Source organism: Streptomyces sp. DI166 (assembly GCF_900091315.1).
Classification (GTDB): domain Bacteria; phylum Actinomycetota; class Actinomycetes; order Streptomycetales; family Streptomycetaceae; genus Streptomyces; species Streptomyces fuscus.
Genome location: NZ_FLSP01000138.1, coordinates 1 through 15,854, shown reverse-complemented (window position 1 = coordinate 15,854; position 15,854 = coordinate 1). Strand labels below are relative to the sequence as shown.

The following is a 15,854-nucleotide window of genomic DNA, read 5'->3' as shown; positions in this document are numbered from 1 at the left end:
GGCTTCCTCGACAACGTCCTCAACGGCCTCGCGCTGGGCTCGGTCTACGCCCTGGTCGCCCTCGGGTTCGTCATCATCTTCAAGGCCTCCGGCGTCATCAACTTCGCCCACGGTTCCCTGCTCCTGCTCGGCGGCTACCTCACGGCCGTCCTGCACGAGGACCTCGGTTTCGCGGGCGCCCTCGCGGTGGCCGTACTGGCGACCGCCGCCGTGGCCGGGCTGATGGACCGCTTCCTGCTCCAGGCCGGCGAACAGGACCCGCAGGCCGCCCATGTGCAGACCATCGTCACCATCGGCGTCGACATCGTCCTGCTCACCGATCTGTCCCGGCGCATCGGTGGCGACCTGCTCACCCTCGGCGACCCCTGGGGCGACTCGGTCAGCGGACTCGGCCCCATCACCGTCGCCGACAGCCGCCTCGCCGCGATCGTGGTCTCCGCCGTGGTCATCGGCGCGGTCTTCGCCCTGTTCCGGTACACCAACTGGGGCCTGGCGCTGCGGGCTTCGGCCGAGGACCTGGAAGCGGCGGCCCTGATGGGCGTACGGCTGGTGCGGATGCGCACCCTCGCCTGGTGCCTGGCGGGCGGCCTCGCCGCACTCGCCGCGGTGTTCCTCGCGGCCTTCCCGGCGCCGGGACTTGAGCGCACGACCGGGCAGATCGCCCTCAAGGCGTTCCCCGCGGCCATCCTCGGCGGCATGGCCTCACCGCCCGGCGCCCTCGCCGGCAGCCTCCTGATCGGGCTGACCGAGGCCCTGGTCGCCGGATACCAGACCGAACTGCACGTCCTCGGCGAGGGGTTCGGCGATGTCGCGCCGTACGCCGTGATGGTCCTGGTCCTCCTCGTACGGCCCAACGGGCTGTTCGGCGCGAAGGGGGCGGCCCGTGTCTGAGCTGCTGCGCCGCTACCGCGCCGGAACCGCCCTGCTCGTCCTCCTGCTCTGCGCGCTGCCCTTCTACCTCGACGCCTTCTGGCTGCGCATCGGCCTGTTCTCCATGGCCGCCGCCGTCGGCGCCGTCGGACTGGGCCTGCTGTCCGGCACGGCCGGCCAACTCTCCCTCGGCCACGCCTTCTTCCTCGCCGTCGGCGCGTACGGATACGTCTGGCTGGCCGGAGAGCCAGGCCCGGGGCTGCCACCCGTGCTCGCGCTCGTCCTCGCGGTGCTGCTCGCCGGGGCCGCGGGCGGACTGTTCAGCCCCGTCGCCGGCCGGGTGCGCGGCATCTACCTGGGCGTCGCCACCCTCGCCCTGGTCTTCCTCGGCCACCACGTCCTGCTCACCGCGGACTCCGTCACCGGCGGCTTCAACGGCCGCTCGGTGCCGCCGCTGGAGATCGGCGGGTTCACCTTCACCGGCGCCGACCCCGAACTGACCGTGCTGGGCGTGCCGTTCGGCGCCGAGGAACGGCTGTGGTACCTGGGCCTCGCGCTGTTCGCGCTGACCTGGTTCACCGCACGCGGACTGCTGCGCGGACGCCCCGGCCGGGCCCTGGTGGCGCTGCGGGACAGCGAGACCGCGGCCGCGGTGATGGGCGTGCACATCGCCCGCTACCGCTCGGCGGCCTTCGTGGTCTCCTCCATGTACGCGGGCCTGGCCGGAGTGATGCTCGCCCTCGCCTTCCGCCGCGTCGTCCCGGACTACTTCGCCCTCGCCCTCTCCGTCGACTACCTCGCCATGATCGTCATCGGCGGCCTCGGCTCGGTCGCCGGAGCCACCGCGGGCGCCGTCTTCGTCACCGCGCTGCCCCTGCTGATGACCCGGTACGCCGACCAGCTCCCCCTGGTGGCCGCCCCCGGCACCACCGACGGCGTGGTCGGCCCCACCGAGGCCGCCCGCTACCTCTACGGGGCGGCGATCGTCCTGATCCTGCTCTTCGCCCCCGACGGACTGCACGGACTCCTCAGGCGCACCCGCGCCCGGATCCGCAGCCGGCGCTCCGCCGCCAAGGACGCGGACCCCGCGACCCCGACCCCCTCACCCGCCTCAGCCGTACGAGCCAAGGAGCCGACACCGTGAACCACCCGACTCACCGCACCAGGACGGTCCTGGCCGCCGCCGTCGCGGCCCTGCTGCTGGCCGGCACCGGATGCAGCTCCAAGGGGGACGGCGGCAGCGCCGCGGACGGCGCCGACGGCGTCAAGGCCGGACCCGGCGTCACCGACAAGACCATCAAGCTCGGCGCCCTCACCGACCTGACCGGCCCGTACGCCACCCTCGGCAAGTCCATCGTGCAGGCCCAGCAGATGTGGGCCGACGAGACCAACGCCAAGGGCGGGATCTGCGGCCGCAAGATCGAGATCGTGGTCAAGGACCACGGCTACGACGTGCAGAAGGCGGTCACCGCCTACGCCGACATCTCCCCGGACGTGGTCGCGCTGCCCCAGGTCATCGGCTCGCCGGTGGTCGCCGCCCTGCTCGACGACATCGAGCGGGACAAGGTGCTCACCTTCCCGCAGGCCTGGGCCGCCTCCCTGCTCGGCAAGGACGCCGTGCAGGTCATCGGCACCACGTACGACCTCGACATGATCGCCGCCGTCGACTTCCTCACCCGCACCAAGGGCCTGAAGAAGGGCGACAAGATCGGTCACGTCTACTTCGAGGGCGACTACGGCGCCAACGCGCTCGAAGGCTCCACCTGGGCGGCCGGGAAGGCCAGGATGAAGGTCGTCGGCCAGAAGATCAAGGCCACCGACACCGATCTGTCCGCGCAGGTCTCCGCGCTGCGCAAGGAGGGCGTCAAGGCCATCCTGATCAGCGCCGGACCGGCCCAGACCGCCTCCCTGGTCGGTGTCGCCACCTCCCGCGGACTGAAGGTGCCCGTCGTCAGCAGCGCCCCCGGATTCGCACCTCAGTTGATGGACACCCCCGCCGCTGCCGCCCTGGAGGCCATGCTCAACGTCGTCAGCGCCGCCCCCGCCGTCAGCGCCGACGTGCCCGGCGTGCAGAAGATGGTCGCCGCCTACCAGAAGAAGTACCCGGGCGCCCTGGTCGACTCCGGTGTGCTCTCCGGCTACAACGCCGCCCAGCTCATGGGCGCCGACCTGAAGAAGGCCTGCGACAACGGCAGCCTCGCCCGCGAGGACGTGGTCGCCGCGCACCGCTCGCAGAACGACATCGACACCGGTCTGGGCAGCCCGCAGGACTTCTCCGACATGGCCAAGCCGGCCAGCTCGGCCACCTACGTGCTCAGGCCGGACGCCAAGGCCGTCGGCGCCATGGTGAACGTCGAGGACGCGCACGAGGCACCCGGAGTGAAGGAGTACCTGGCCGCCAAGAACTGACGGCGCATCACCCGGTCCGCGGTGCCCCGGCGGCGCCGCGGACCGGGATTCAGCGCCGCCAACGATGAATGCGTTCTCCATCCTCTATTGGACCCGCGACCCGTCCGGCAGCCACGCTTGAGTGTCCCCTCGCACTCCGCGTGAGATCCGGAAGAGGTCACTACCCCATGCACTCCCGCCGCATCGGTGACATCGACGTCAGCGCCGTCGGACTGGGCGCGATGCCCATGTCCATCGAGGGCCGCCCCGACACCGCCCGCTCCCTCGCCACCCTGCACGCGGCCCTGGACGCCGGTGTCACCCTCATCGACACCGCGGACGCCTACCACCGCGACGCCCACGAGGTCGGCCACAACGAGACCCTGATCGCCAAGGCCCTCGCCTCCCACGACCGCGGCGGCGCCGTGCTCGTCGCCACCAAGGGCGGCCACCTGCGCCCCGGCGACGGCAGCTGGACCCTGGACGGCCGCCCCGAGTACCTCAAGCGGGCCTGCGAGGCGTCCCTGCGCCGACTGGGCGTGGAGGCCATCGGGCTCTACCAGTTCCACCGCCCCGACCCGCGCGTGCCGTACGCGGAGTCCGTCGGCGCGATCCGGGAACTGCTCGACGAGGGCAAGATCCGGATGGCCGGCATCTCCAACGCGAACCCCGACCAGATCCGTGAGGCCGACGAGATCCTCGGCGGCCGGCTGGTCTCCGTGCAGAACCAGTTCTCCCCGGCCTTCCGCTCCAGCGAGCCCGAACTGCGCCTGTGCGCCGAACTCGGCATCGCCTTCCTGCCCTGGAGCCCCCTCGGCGGTATCTCCCGCGCCCGCGAACTGGGCTCCGCCTACGCGCCGTTCGCCGCCGTCGCCGAGGCCCGCGGGGTGAGCCCGCAGCGGGTCTGCCTGGCCTGGATGCTCGCCAAGGCCCCGGTCGTCGTCCCCATCCCCGGCGCCAGCCGCCCGGAGACGATCCGCGACTCCGTCGCCGCCGCCGACCTCACCCTCACGGCCGAGGAGATCGCCGCGCTGGACGCGGTGTAGCCGCTCGCACCCCGCCGGACCCCGAAAAGGATCACCGCCCGTGGCCTCGCCGCTGGAAAGACCCCTCGACCACCGCTACCGGGGCGAACACCCGGTCCGCACCCTCGGCTACCTGCTGCGCGCCGACCGCCGCCGACTCATCGGCGCGGTCGGCGTGTTCACCGTCAAGCACAGCCCCGTCTGGCTGCTGCCGCTGATCACCGCGGAGATCATCGACACCGTCGTCGCCCACCACCCGATCGGCCGTCTGTGGCTCAGCACCGGCCTGATCCTGTTCATCCTGGTGGTCAACTACCCGCTGCACGTGCTCTACGTCCGTCTGCTCTACGGCAGCGTCCGCCGCATGGGCACCACCCTGCGCTCCGCGCTGTGCACCCGTATGCAGCAGCTCTCCATCGGCTACCACTCCCGGGTCAGCGCCGGAGTGCTCCAGGCCAAGGTGGTGCGCGATGTGGAGACGGTGGAGCAGATGGTGCAGCAGACCGCCGAACTCGGGCTCGGCGCCACCACCGTGCTCGTCGGCGGCCTCGTCATCATCGGCGTGCGCACCCCGGAGTTCCTGCCCGTCTTCCTCGTCGTGGTGCCCGTCGCCGCGCTCGTCGTCGCCAGGCTGCGGGCACGGCTGCGCAGCCACAACGAACACTTCCGGCACGAGGTCGAGACCCTCTCCTCCCAGGTCACCGAGATGACCCGGCTCATCCCCGTCACCCGCGCCCACGGCCTGGAGCGCAAGGCGCTGCGCCGCATGGACGGCACCCTGCACCGGCTGCTGGCCTCCGGGATGCGCCTGGACCTGGTCAACGGCCGGTTCGGCTCGCTGTCCTGGGTGGTCCTCAACGTGGTCGGCGTGCTCGTCCTCGCCGGTGCGGCCCTGGTCTCGTACTACGGAGTCTGGGGTGTCACCCCCGGCGACGTGGTCATGCTCAGCGCCTTCCTGACCACCCTCACCAACTCCACCACCACCCTCGCCGGCCTCGCCCCGGTCATCACCAAGGGCCTGGAGTCGGTGCGCTCCGTCGGCGAGGTGCTCCAGGCGCCCGAACTGGAGGACAACGAGGGCAAGACCGAACTCACCGCGCTGCGCGGCGCCGTCACCTTCGAGCACGTCACCCACGCCTACGACGAGGACCGGGCCGCCGTCCGCGACTTCGGCCTCACGGTCACGCCGGGGGAGACGATCGCGCTGGTCGGCGCCTCCGGCGCGGGCAAGTCCACCGTGCTCAACCTCGTCATCGGCTTCATCCGCCCGACCGGCGGCCGGATCCTGCTCGACGGCACCGACATGACCACCCTCGACCTGCGCACCTACCGGCGCTTCGTCTCGGTCGTCCCGCAGGAGTCGATCCTCTTCGACGGCACCGTCCGGGAGAACGTCGCCTACGGCATGGACGACGCCGACGAGGAGAGCGTGCGCGCCGCCCTGCGGGACGCCAACGCGCTGGAGTTCGTCGACCGGCTGCCGCAGGGACTGGACACGCTGGTGGGGGAGCGGGGCGCCCGTCTGTCCGGCGGGCAGCGCCAGCGCCTGGCCATCGCCCGCGCCCTGATCCGCGACCCGAGGGTGCTGATCCTGGACGAGGCGACCTCGGCCCTGGACACCCGCTCGGAGGCGCTGGTGCAGCAGGCGCTCGCCCGGCTGATGCGCGGCCGCACCACGTTCGTCGTGGCGCACCGGCTGTCCACCGTGCGCGGCGCCGACCGCATCGTGGTGATGGCCGACGGCCGGATCGAGGAGACCGGCACCCACGAGGAACTCCTGCTCCGGGGCGGCGCCTACGCGGCCCTGCACAGCGGCCAGGTCGCCTGAGCCTGCGCAACCGTTTCCGCCCCGGTGGCGAGAGCGTCAGGCCGCGCTGCTGCTGCGGCGGATGTGGTGGCGGCAGGTGCGGTCGTGGTCGTTGCCGAGGCTGGTCCACCAGCGCTCGCAGCAGGCGCCGTCCAGTTCGGCACGGACGATGTCCTCGGCGGCGTCCGGGTCCGGTCCGACGGGGGCCGGGACGGGCGCCGCGGCCCGTGCGGACCACTCCGCCAGGGCCCGGCGCTGGTCACCGATGACGCTCTCGCGCACCACCGCGATGACCGGGACGATGCCGGCGGCCGCGAACAGGCACGCGGCCCACATCGGCCCGTAGAGGTATTCGAGGACCGCCGTCCAGGCGAGCCCGGAGCTGGTGGCGATGTAGAGGGTGGAGAGGAGGCGGCTGGAGCAGTTCATGGGTGTACACCGTCCGTGCGATGGGCAATGCGCCCTGCTCAACGGCGAGCGGCCCCCGGGGGACGCGGGTGATTTATCACCCGGTCTGTTCGAAACCCGCTCAGCTCCCCGGAGTCCTGGTGGTGAAGGCCGCCCGGTAGGCGTACGGGGTGGTGCCCACGACCTTGCGGAACCGTTCCCGGAAGGCGGTCGCCGAGCCGAAACCGGCCTGTCCGGCGATGCGCTCCACCGAGTGGTCGGAGTTCTCCAGCAGGTACTGGGCCCGGCGCACCCGCGCCCGCAGCAGCCACTGCAAAGGGGTCGTGCCGGTCTGCTCGCGGAAGCGGCGGCCGAAGGTGCGTTCGCTCATCCCCGCGCGGGCCGCCATCGACGCCAGGGTGATGTCCTCCGACAGGTGGTCCTCGATCCAGTCGAGCAAGGGCTCCAGGGTCGAGCCGCGGGGCACCGGCGGGTGTTCGTGGACGATGAACTGGGCCTGCCCGCCCTCCCGTTCGAGCGGCATCACCGACATCCGGGCCGCGTCGGCGGCGACCGCCGAGCCCAGGTCGCGGCGGATCATGTGCAGACACATGTCCAGGGCGGCGGCGGCCCCGGCGGAGGTGAGGATCTGGCCGTTGTCGACGTAGAGCACGTCCGGCTGCACCTCCACCTCGGGGTAGCCGCGGGCCAGCAGGTCGGCGGCCATCCAGTGCGTCGTGGCCCGCAGCCCGTTCAGCAGCCCGGCCTCCGCCAGCACGAACGCGCCCACGCACACCGACGCGATCCGGGTACCGGCCTCGGCCGCCCGGCGCAGCGCGGCGACCACGGCCGGTGAGGCGGGCGGGGCACCCTCGGCACGGCCCGGCACGATGATCGTGTCCGCGTCCTCCAGCGCCTCCAGGCCCCGGTCGACCCGCAGTCCGAAGCCGCAGTCGGCGCGCACCTCCGGGGTCTCGGCGCACAGGCGCACCCGGTAGGCGGGGCGGCCGTCCGGCAGCCGGGTCCAGTCGAACACCTGCATGGGCGCCGCCATGTCGAACGGCACCACGTCATCGAGGGCAAGGATCGCCACGGTGTGCATGGCAACCACCATAAGCGGATTCCCGCCAGAGGAAGAAAGCCAGGTCCAGCCGCTTCCCCGTCCAAGAAGTCAGTCCACGGCGGTTGGCGAGAACCCGTTGGAAGCTGTCACTTTCGCCTCTGGGAGACCGTCCGGGCAGCTCCTAGCGTGGCCGCGTACCCCAGCACCCCCGAGGCACGGAGGCGGACGCCCCGCGATGACGAAGTTCCTGCTCACCCTGCACGTCCTGGCCGCGATCGTGGCCGTCGGCCCGGTCACCGTCGCCGCCAGCATGTTCCCACCGGCCGCGCGCACCGACCGGGAGGGCCGGCTGAACACCGTCCGGCTGCTGCACCGGATCTGCAGGGTCTACTCCGGCATCGGCATCGCCGTTCCACTGCTCGGTCTCGCGACCGGCGCGGCGATGGGTGTCCTGGGTGACGCCTGGCTCATCACCTCCATCACCCTGACCGCGGTCGCCGCCGGAATCCTGGTCGCCTTCGTTCTGCCCCGGCAGGACGAGATCGTGGAGCAACTCGCCGCCGAACAGCCGGTCGAACGGTCCGGGACCGTCCAACTCGCCATGTTCACCGGCGTCTTCAACCTGCTGTGGGCGACGGTCACCGTCCTGATGATCGTCCGGCCGGGTTCCACCACCGGCGCCTGAGCGGGTCGCGCGCGCCCCCGAATGCGCCGTAGCGCCGGGTCCTGCCTCGTCAATGGCGGTCCCCTGATTAGCACGCGCGTGTGCCGGGGCGCCTACACTCGGCGGTCGTGCCCATGCGGATGGGCCGCGACACGAAAGGCGCGTTGACGGGTGTTCCAGGATTCTCCCATTTACGACCGACTGATCTCGGAACGAGGCGACGTTCCCTCGCAGGTGCGGCGGGAGGCCGAACGCGTGAGCAGGGAGCTGGAGTTCGTCATGCAGCCGCTGGAGTCCTTCAGTCCGCTGCCCGCCGAGCGCCCGGCCCAGCCGGGGACCGGATGGCAGCGCTCGGCGCTGCCGCCCGGGCCGCAGCGCTGACCCGGGCCCTCAGCACACCGCCGAGTCCGCGCCCCTGAACCGCGCCTGCCGGGGCACGGCCGGCCGGGAGAGCCACTCGGCTATGGTCCGCGCTATCGGCTGGCCGGTGTCCACCTCGACGAACCCGAACTGCCCCGACTGGTTGCACTCCAGGAACCACCAGGTCCCGTCGGCGTCCTCGACGAAGTCGAAGGCACCGTAGGCCAGTTGGGCCTCGCGCAGATAGCCGCGCACACTCTCGGCGAGCCGCGGCGGCACCTCCACCGGCTCCCAGGGCGAGGCGGCCCGGGCGAACCGGACGTCCACCTCGTCCGGGTCGGCGTCCGCCGCCACCGGCATCCGGGCCGCCAGCAGCCGCTCGCCCACCGCCGTGAGCCGGATGTCCGCCCGCTTGGCGACGCGCCGCTGGAGCAGGGTGGGGCCGTAGGCCACGGCGGAGAAGTCGGCGTCGGGAGCGACCCTGCTGGTCGGCACCGCCCGCGGCGGATCCTGCGGATGGGCACCGGAGACCGGCTTGACCACCAGATCCGGGTAGCGCTCGGCGAACTCCCGCGCCGCCTGCGGGAACGTCGTGATGAGGGTGGCCGGCACCGGCAGCCCGCAGCTCTGCGCCAGCCGCAGCTGCCAGGGCTTGTGCCGGGCCCGGTGCGCGGCGTCGGGGTCGTTCATCCAGCGGGCGCCCGTGGCACGCAGCATGCCGTAGAGCGCCTGCGCCGACTCCTCGGTGAGCCAGGCCGACGGCCGCGCGGCGCGCGCGGCCGGTACCCCCGGTCGGCGCACCCACACCGACCGCAGCCCGTCCAGGCTCACCAGCCGCCCCCCGGACGACAGATGGCCCCGGAAGGCGCCGTGCACATACTCGCCGGACAGCGCGGCGCCCTCGGTCAGATCGGCTGGGTCGAGCCGGACCACCGGCACCGCACCGGCGTTGAGGTGCACCACCACCATGTCGGCGGTGACGTCCTCTTCGGTGGTCAGAATCAACACGGTCATGGTGGCGGGGTCCGCGTTCAGTCGTCGAAGTGGGTCTTCGAACCCGCCGTGGAGGTCGTGGTGCCCAGCTCTCTCAGCAGGGCGTGGTCGCGTGCGGCGATCCGCCCGTCCGGAGTCACGTTCAACTGCAGTCCGGAATCGTAGGCGTACCCGGCCGTGACCTGCGCGTCCACTGCCGGACGTGCGTAGTTGAGCGCGAACGGTTGCATCGTCTCTCCCTCGCCGGTGCTACTTCGATCGAGCGCGCCGCCCACCCTGGGACGTCACTCGGTCCGCCGACTTCCTTCGGCTTCCACCCACTTATACGAATCGAACGAGTGGTTGGTTTCCTTACTCTCCGTGACTGTCGACGAATCGACCGCCCGACTACCGCTCCCAGCAGGCCCGTTGACCGACGAACGGCTCAGACGGCATCCCCGCGGCGACTGGCCCCGACCGGCTCCGACGGCGTCCCCGGACCACGCCGGTCGACGGATCCACGCAAGGCACGCAGGGCGAGCAGAAGTACGCCGATGTCGTCCAAGTACACCGGATCGGGCAGCAGATCGGCCGGGAGCACGAAGTACGCGAGGGCGCCCCAGAACACCCAGCGCGGCCCGGTCGGCAGGCCCGCACGGCGCAGCCTGCGCCGGGTCCGCACCAGCCGGACCAGCACCGCAGTCGCCACGGCCAGCAGACCGGCCGCGAGGACGGCGGCGCCGACGATCACCGCTGTGGTCGATTCCACCGAGCCCTCCTCGTCCCTAGGGCGCGCGCGGGAGCCCGCGGCGCGCACGCCTCATCCAACGGATTCCCTGCTCCGGCGCGGCTATGGCCGCACTGCGGCAACCGGAGCAATCGCACATCTGACCAAGCGGTGGCTCAGGCTGCCGGGAGGGTCTGCTGGGAGGCGACTCATACCTCTGGCGTACTCCGGTGGCGGTTCCGCTTGGCAACGCTTAGTAATGGACTCCGTACAGTCGCGTGTCGCTTCGGGGCGCAGCAGCGGCAGCGCACCCCTCTCTGGAGCACTGCATGACCACCCGCTCTTCATCACCCAGTTCCAACGACCCCGCCATACCCACTGCCCCCTCCGAGGCCGCCGACGGCGACCCCGTGGGCGGGCTGCTGCACGCCGCCGTGGCCGACCGGCCCGTGGAGGACGTCGCCCGGCTCATCACCCTGCTGGAGCGCTCGCCCGAGCACGCCGGCTCCACCGTTCAGGCACTCCGTACGGTCGGTGTGGACCGCTCCGTGGAGGACGTGACCCGCCTGGTCGACCTGCTCACCCGGCCGCCGCGCACCGCCGAGGGCGCGGACGAGACGATCCGCGCCGCCGCCGAGCGGCGCCCGGTCGAGGACGTGTCGCGGCTGGTGGGCCTGCTGCACCGCACCGACCTGCAGCCGCACTGCGGGCGGCTGGTGGTGCGCGCGGCGGCCACCGGGCGTCCGGTGGAGGAACTCGTCGAACTGATCCGGCGTCTGTCGGCGGAACGCGACGGTCTCTCGACCCCCGACGCGCCGCCGGAGCCGCCCGCGGCGCCCCCGCGCCCGGTCCGGCCGCCCATCTGGACCGGCCGGCTCACCGTGGCGGCCCTGGTGGTGTGCGCGGTGGCGTACTTCCCGCTCCGCCCGGAGGGCTTCGGCCTGCGGGTCTACGCCCTGGCCCTGGGTCTGTCGGTGGCGTGCCTGGCGGTGGCCCTGCTGCTGACGCTGCGGACCACCGCCCCGTTCCTGGTGACCGCGGCCCTGCTCCCGGCGGCCCTGGCCGCGGCCCAACTCCTCGACGACCGGCTGCCCTTGGCGCCCCTGTCCCGCTCCCTGGACCTCACGCTCGCCCCGTCCTGGGCCGCGGCCCTGACCGCGGCGTGCGCGGCGGTGGTGGCCCTGACGGGCCTTCTGGCTCATGTGACGGCACCCGGACGGGCACGGGCGCGGACGGCACCCGCGCCCGTGGAGAAGGCGACGCCCGAGGAGCCGGCGCCGCGTGCACCGGCAGGGGTGAGCGCCGGTCCGGAGTGACGGTCGGACAGCGCGCGTCCGGCGCCCGGAGGCCCTGTCACAGGGCCTCCGGGCGCCGGCCCGTACGACGACTTCCGTCAGACCGTGTCCGGGCTGTGCTCGGAGCGCTCCGAGCCCCGCGAGGGCTCTGGCGTCGGGCTGGGGCGCAGGGACAGGGCGGATTCCTTCAAACGGGTGAAGGTGCGGGTCAGGGACTGGAGGGGTGACCCCTCGGACGAGGGCTGCCGTGGGGGCGGGAGCTGGGCCGACTCGCGGTAGGCGGCGAGCGCCTCGTGGGCCCGTTCCGCGGCCTCCCGGTACAGGTCCCGGGACTTCGTCATCGCCTCCAGCGCCTCGGCGTACATCGCCACCAGGGCGCGCTCGCGGGCGAGTTCCTCCTCGACGGTGAGCAGGGTCCAGCGCTCGCGCAGCGCGGTGACGGCGTCCTCGGCGCCCTCCGGCAGCGGGCGGTCCAGCGCCGCGTACCGGGTGACGGCGGCGATCAGCTCGGCCGGTTCGGTGCCGTCGAGGAAGACCGTGCGCACGGAGAACGCGGCCGCGTCGTAGTCCGGCGGGACGGGGGAGCCGGGCAGGACGACGGCGCCGCCGCGCGGTACCTCCACGCCGGTGCCGCGCAGCGCCCAGTTCAGCGTGCGCAGTTGGTGCGGGGCGGCGCGGTGCTCCACCACCCGGTGCCGCAGTCCCGGCGGCAGCATCGCGCCGAGGGGCCGCTGTCCGCGCTGGTCGGTGGTCATGGCCTCGTGCACGACCACATGGACGGCCCAGCCGTCACCGGTGGCGTCCTTCAGCAGGCGCCGCATGGCCTTGTCGTCGTCGGGCAGCGGGTCGAGGCCGCCCAGGCGCGCTCCGGTGGCCGGGTCCCGGTCCCACCCGGCGTCCGGCTCCGACGGCCAGAAGGACTCGGCGGGCGACGGCCAGCGGGGATCCCAGGGCCGCTCCGCCTCGGCGGCCAGCACCCAGTCCCCGCTGCCGGAGAGGGCCAGCCGGGCCCGTACCGTCACGGTCGAGCCCTCGACCCGTGAGCGGGCCTCGAACACGCGCTGGTCCTCGCGCTGTTCCGCGGCCGGTTCCGCGAAGTCGTCGATGCCGCCGTCGTCCTTGCGCCGCCGCAGGCACTGCCGTACCACCTCCTCGGCGGCACTGGAGCCGGTGTGCCGGCCGCGGGCCAGCCAGACGGTGGGGGGAGCGGTGGGGCGGACGTTCGGCGTGCTGGGCATGAGTCCTGGGGGCGACGGGGGCAGGTGCTCCGTCCAGTATCGGGGCCTGGGAGCGGTTCCCTGTCACCGGGGGCCCGCACACGGGGTGTGTGCGGACCGCACCGGCCGGATGCCGTTCACTCGTGGTCCGAGGCGGCTCCGTTCATGACAATGGCCGGTACGCGGGGCCCGCCCACCATCCGCATTGGGGCGGGCCCTGCGCACACGGTCAGCCGTGGTACCTGATGTAGCCGTTGCCGTCCGGGTCGGAACCGCTCTTGGTGTACTTGTGCGAGTCGGCACGCGCGCCTGTGGGCTTGTTCAGGTAGATGGTGTCCTTGTCGTTGTTCCAGATGAAGTTGCAGTTGTCGCGGTAGACGACGTTCTTGGCGTCGGAGTCGGTCCCGTGGCCGCCGCGCAGCTTGATCCGGTCACCGGGCTGCAGGTAGTGGTTCGCGGTGAAGGTGAACCTGTTCCCGATGGCGTCCTTGACGACGTAACCCTTGAGGTTGACCGTCTTGGTGGACGAGTAGTTCTTGATCTCCAGGTACTCGGACTTGGAGTTGCCCGTCGCGCAGTTGTTGGAGTCACGGCCCGGCGCGTCGTACTGGACACCCTTGATCTTCAGCGCCGAGGTGTACTCGGCGGCCTGGGCCGGGACCACGGTGAGTGCGACCAGCGTGCCCGCGGCGGCCGTCGCCCCCAGAAGTATGCGTATGCGCATGACGAAGCCCCCCTTGTGAAGGTTCAGTGAAGAGACCCGATCATATGCATGCCGCGGACTGCTGGGGTCCGTTGGGGTCGATGGGTCGGAACCGTTCACAAAACGGTCCAGCGGGAAGACCTTTCGATCAGGTCTTCCCGCTGGACGACATCCCGCCGCCGCGGGACGGCAACTGCCTCAGTAGCGTTGCGCCTTGGCGATTTTCGCCGTCAGTGGTGGCTCCGGGGGCTTGCGGCTGATGGCGATGGGGGTGACGCGCTCGCCGGGCTCCAGGTCCTCCGCGCCGACGTAACGGGTCTCCACCACCTTGCCGTCGGAGTCGGTGAAGTCGACCTGGACGGCGTAGGAGGCGGTCTCGTCCGTGCTGTTGGTGATGCTGACGACGACGGCGAGAAGTCCGCCGGTGTCGGCCCGGGGCTTGCCGCGTAGCGAGACGTCGGCCATGGCGTTGCCCTGGCCCTCGACGTCCTTCAACTGCTCCTGCGCGGCGGCGTTGGCGCGGGCCACCTCCGCGGAGACCGACGCCTCGAACTCGGAGGCGCGCGCCGAGGCCGACGACGCCCGCGCGGACAGGGACGCCTTGACCGACTCGGCCGCCGAACCCAGTGCGGAGGGCAGCGTGCCGGAGAACGACGCCGTGTCCGGCGGCGTACGGCTCCCCGTGGGCGCCGAGCCGCTGTCGTCGTCGTCCGAGCCGCACGACACCAGGGAGACCGCGCCCACGGCGGCCGCCAGGATCCCGGCCAGCGCCATGGCCGCCGAGCGGCTCCGGGGCGGTCTTGTCGGTCGCTGGGGGCCTGTGCGCATGGCCGGTGATCCTTCCGTCGGCTTTCACGACCCCCCGCCACATCGTGCACGACGTGCAGCCGGGCAGCCACTCGGCGTACGCGGAAGGGCCCGGGACGGCCGGTCCCGGGCCCTTCCGTGCCGTAACGGATCAGGCGCCGCTCGCGCGGAGCATGTCCTCCCGCTCGACGATCTTCACGCGCTCACGGCCCTCCGGCTCGCCCAGCGCCTTCTCGGCGGCGTCCAGCTTGTACCAGCCCTCCCAGGTGGTGAAGCGGATCTCGCGCTCGGCCAGGAACGCCTCCACGGCCTCCGGCTCGGGCGTGCCCGGTGTCTGCAGCCGCCCGTTGGCGAAGTCGTCCAGCAGGTTCGCCACGGTCTCGTTGGCGTCGCCCTTGGTGTGGCCGATCAGACCCACCGGGCCGCGCCGGATCCACCCGGTGACGTAGGTGGAGTCCAGGTGCTCACCGGTCTCCTGCATGACCCGGCCGCCCTCGTCCGGGACGGTGCCCGACTCGATGTCCCACGGCAGCTTCGGGAGCTTGTCGGAGAGGTAGCCGACGGCCCGGTAGACCGCGCCGACCTCCCAGTCCGTGTACGTGCCGGTGCCCTTGACGTTGCCGGTGCCGTCCAGCTCGGTCCGCTCGGTGCGCAGACCGACGACCTTGCCGTCCTCGCCGAGGATCTCCACCGGCGACTCGAAGAAGTGCAGGAACAGCTTGTGCGGACGGTCGCCGACGTCCCGGATCGCCCAGTTCTCCAGCGTCTTGGCGACCATGTCGACCTGCTTGTTGGAGCGGCGCTGCTCGATGGAGCCCTCGTCGTAGTCGATGTCCTCGGGGTTGACGATGACCTCGATGTTGGGGGAGTGGTCCAGCTCGCGCAGCTCCATCGGGCTGAACTTCGCCTGCGCCGGGCCGCGGCGGCCGAAGACGTGGATCTCCACGGCCTTGTTGGCCTTCAGGCCCTCGTAGACGTTCGGCGGGATCTCGGTCGGCAGCAGCTCGTCCGCGGTCTTGGCGAGGATGCGGGAGACGTCCAGCGCCACGTTGCCCACGCCCAGCACGGCGACCTTCTCCGCCTCCAGCGGCCAGGTGCGCGGCACGTCGGGGTGGCCGTCGTACCAGGACGCGAAGTCGGCGGCGCCGAAGGAACCGTCCAGTTCGACGCCCGGTATCTTCAGCTCGCGGTCGGCCATGGCGCCGGTGGAGAAGATGACGCCGTCGTAGAAGGCGCGCAGATCGTCCAGGTGCAGATCGGCGCCGTACTCCACATTGCCGAAGAGGCGGACCTGGGGCTTGTCGAGGACCTGGTGCAGGGCCGTGATGATGCCCTTGATGCGCGGGTGGTCGGGAGCGACGCCGTAGCGGATCAGACCGAACGGGGCCGGCATGCGCTCGAAGATGTCGATGGAGACACCGGGGTCGGCGGCCACCTCGGACTTGAGCAGCGCGTCGGCGGCGTAGATCCCGGCGGGGCCGGCTCCGACAATGGCTACCCGCAGGGGGCGGGGCATGATCAGGTTCCCTTCGAGCGAGGACAAGCGACTCGACGGGAAGCCTAAGCTAA

General features: G+C 72.1%; 17 protein-coding genes. 8 read left to right on the top strand and 9 right to left on the bottom strand.

Annotation, left to right across the window (positions count from 1 at the left end; genetic code table 11):
- The 5 genes from GA0115233_RS37135 to GA0115233_RS37115 form a co-directional block, all read left to right on the top strand.
- Positions 1–891: branched-chain amino acid ABC transporter permease (locus GA0115233_RS37135; protein WP_093724768.1), on the top strand; the 891-nt coding region annotated here is incomplete at its 5' end.
- A 1-nt stretch (position 892) separates the two neighbouring features.
- Complete coding sequence (locus GA0115233_RS37130) at positions 893–2,014, top strand: branched-chain amino acid ABC transporter permease (RefSeq protein ID WP_255310478.1); 1,122 nt, start codon at positions 893–895, stop codon at positions 2,012–2,014.
- Positions 2,011–3,279 carry an ABC transporter substrate-binding protein gene (locus GA0115233_RS37125; protein WP_093724764.1) on the top strand — a complete coding sequence of 423 codons (1,269 nt, stop codon included), beginning with the start codon at positions 2,011–2,013 and terminating at the stop codon, positions 3,277–3,279. Before GA0115233_RS37130 ends, GA0115233_RS37125 begins: the two co-directional genes overlap by 4 nt.
- Before the next feature lie 167 nt (positions 3,280–3,446).
- On the top strand, positions 3,447–4,304 hold the full coding sequence (locus GA0115233_RS37120) for an aldo/keto reductase (protein WP_093724762.1): 858 nt from the start codon (positions 3,447–3,449) through the stop codon (positions 4,302–4,304).
- Positions 4,305–4,344: 40 nt separating this feature from the next.
- Positions 4,345–6,111 carry an ABC transporter ATP-binding protein gene (locus tag GA0115233_RS37115; protein ID WP_093724760.1) on the top strand — a complete coding sequence of 589 codons (1,767 nt, stop codon included), beginning with the start codon at positions 4,345–4,347 and terminating at the stop codon, positions 6,109–6,111.
- 36 nt (positions 6,112–6,147) lie between these two features.
- On the opposite strand, the gene GA0115233_RS37110 is transcribed toward GA0115233_RS37115, so the two are convergent.
- On the bottom strand, positions 6,148–6,519 hold the full coding sequence (locus tag GA0115233_RS37110) for a hypothetical protein (RefSeq protein ID WP_093724758.1): 372 nt from the start codon (positions 6,517–6,519) through the stop codon (positions 6,148–6,150).
- 100 nt (positions 6,520–6,619) lie between these two features.
- Positions 6,620–7,579: a GlxA family transcriptional regulator gene (locus GA0115233_RS37105; RefSeq protein WP_093724772.1), complete on the bottom strand. Its 960-nt coding sequence runs from the start codon at positions 7,577–7,579 to the stop codon at positions 6,620–6,622.
- Positions 7,580–7,775: 196 nt separating this feature from the next.
- Between GA0115233_RS37105 and GA0115233_RS37100 the strand changes: the two genes are divergently transcribed.
- Both GA0115233_RS37100 and GA0115233_RS37095 read left to right on the top strand, forming a co-directional pair.
- The gene (locus GA0115233_RS37100) at positions 7,776–8,225 is read left to right on the top strand and encodes a DUF2269 family protein (protein WP_093724756.1); all 450 of its coding nucleotides are present in this window, start codon (positions 7,776–7,778) and stop codon (positions 8,223–8,225) included.
- A gap of 150 nt (positions 8,226–8,375) precedes the next feature.
- Complete coding sequence (locus GA0115233_RS37095) at positions 8,376–8,585, top strand: hypothetical protein (protein ID WP_093724754.1); 210 nt, start codon at positions 8,376–8,378, stop codon at positions 8,583–8,585.
- A gap of 9 nt (positions 8,586–8,594) precedes the next feature.
- Here the strand turns inward: GA0115233_RS37095 and tgmB are convergent, their stop codons facing one another.
- From tgmB to GA0115233_RS37080, 3 genes are all read right to left on the bottom strand, one after another.
- Positions 8,595–9,578 (bottom strand): ATP-grasp ribosomal peptide maturase, encoded by a 984-nt coding sequence (gene tgmB / locus GA0115233_RS37090; protein ID WP_093724752.1) that lies wholly within the window; start codon positions 9,576–9,578, stop codon positions 8,595–8,597.
- 17 nt (positions 9,579–9,595) lie between these two features.
- Positions 9,596–9,787 (bottom strand): putative ATP-grasp-modified RiPP, encoded by a 192-nt coding sequence (tgmA, locus tag GA0115233_RS37085; RefSeq protein WP_093724750.1) that lies wholly within the window; start codon positions 9,785–9,787, stop codon positions 9,596–9,598.
- 194 nt (positions 9,788–9,981) lie between these two features.
- Complete coding sequence (locus GA0115233_RS37080) at positions 9,982–10,305, bottom strand: DUF1232 domain-containing protein (RefSeq protein WP_093724748.1); 324 nt, start codon at positions 10,303–10,305, stop codon at positions 9,982–9,984.
- Between the two features lie 287 nt (positions 10,306–10,592).
- Between GA0115233_RS37080 and GA0115233_RS37075 the strand changes: the two genes are divergently transcribed.
- Positions 10,593–11,579 carry a hypothetical protein gene (locus GA0115233_RS37075; protein WP_093724746.1) on the top strand — a complete coding sequence of 329 codons (987 nt, stop codon included), beginning with the start codon at positions 10,593–10,595 and terminating at the stop codon, positions 11,577–11,579.
- Between the two features lie 77 nt (positions 11,580–11,656).
- Here GA0115233_RS37075 and GA0115233_RS37070 read toward each other — a convergent pair whose 3' ends face one another.
- The 4 genes from GA0115233_RS37070 to GA0115233_RS37055 form a co-directional block, all read right to left on the bottom strand.
- On the bottom strand, positions 11,657–12,796 hold the full coding sequence (locus GA0115233_RS37070) for a hypothetical protein (RefSeq protein WP_093724744.1): 1,140 nt from the start codon (positions 12,794–12,796) through the stop codon (positions 11,657–11,659).
- A 208-nt stretch (positions 12,797–13,004) separates the two neighbouring features.
- Positions 13,005–13,499: a lamin tail domain-containing protein gene (locus tag GA0115233_RS37065; protein ID WP_093724742.1), complete on the bottom strand. Its 495-nt coding sequence runs from the start codon at positions 13,497–13,499 to the stop codon at positions 13,005–13,007.
- 177 nt (positions 13,500–13,676) lie between these two features.
- The gene (locus tag GA0115233_RS37060; RefSeq protein ID WP_093724740.1) at positions 13,677–14,306 is read right to left on the bottom strand and encodes an FxLYD domain-containing protein; all 630 of its coding nucleotides are present in this window, start codon (positions 14,304–14,306) and stop codon (positions 13,677–13,679) included.
- A 130-nt stretch (positions 14,307–14,436) separates the two neighbouring features.
- Entirely contained in the window at positions 14,437–15,801 is a 1,365-nt protein-coding gene (locus GA0115233_RS37055) for an FAD-dependent oxidoreductase (protein WP_093724770.1), read from the bottom strand.
- Between the last annotated feature and the right edge of the window lie 53 nt (positions 15,802–15,854).

Excerpts from the sequence above, each read along its gene's own strand:
- GA0115233_RS37075 (WP_093724746.1), top strand. The coding sequence starts at position 10,593 with ATGACCACCCGCTCTTCATCACCCAGTTCCAACGACCCCGCCATACCC.
- GA0115233_RS37070 (WP_093724744.1), bottom strand. The coding sequence starts at position 12,796 with ATGCCCAGCACGCCGAACGTCCGCCCCACCGCTCCCCCCACCGTCTGG.
- GA0115233_RS37055 (WP_093724770.1), bottom strand. The coding sequence starts at position 15,801 with ATGCCCCGCCCCCTGCGGGTAGCCATTGTCGGAGCCGGCCCCGCCGGG.
- tgmB (WP_093724752.1), bottom strand. The coding sequence starts at position 9,578 with ATGACCGTGTTGATTCTGACCACCGAAGAGGACGTCACCGCCGACATG.
- GA0115233_RS37110 (WP_093724758.1), bottom strand. The coding sequence starts at position 6,519 with ATGAACTGCTCCAGCCGCCTCCTCTCCACCCTCTACATCGCCACCAGC.
- GA0115233_RS37120 (WP_093724762.1), top strand. The coding sequence starts at position 3,447 with ATGCACTCCCGCCGCATCGGTGACATCGACGTCAGCGCCGTCGGACTG.
- GA0115233_RS37105 (WP_093724772.1), bottom strand. The coding sequence starts at position 7,579 with ATGCACACCGTGGCGATCCTTGCCCTCGATGACGTGGTGCCGTTCGAC.
- GA0115233_RS37065 (WP_093724742.1), bottom strand. The coding sequence starts at position 13,499 with ATGCGCATACGCATACTTCTGGGGGCGACGGCCGCCGCGGGCACGCTG.
- tgmA (WP_093724750.1), bottom strand. The coding sequence starts at position 9,787 with ATGCAACCGTTCGCGCTCAACTACGCACGTCCGGCAGTGGACGCGCAG.
- GA0115233_RS37100 (WP_093724756.1), top strand. The coding sequence starts at position 7,776 with ATGACGAAGTTCCTGCTCACCCTGCACGTCCTGGCCGCGATCGTGGCC.
- GA0115233_RS37060 (WP_093724740.1), bottom strand. The coding sequence starts at position 14,306 with ATGCGCACAGGCCCCCAGCGACCGACAAGACCGCCCCGGAGCCGCTCG.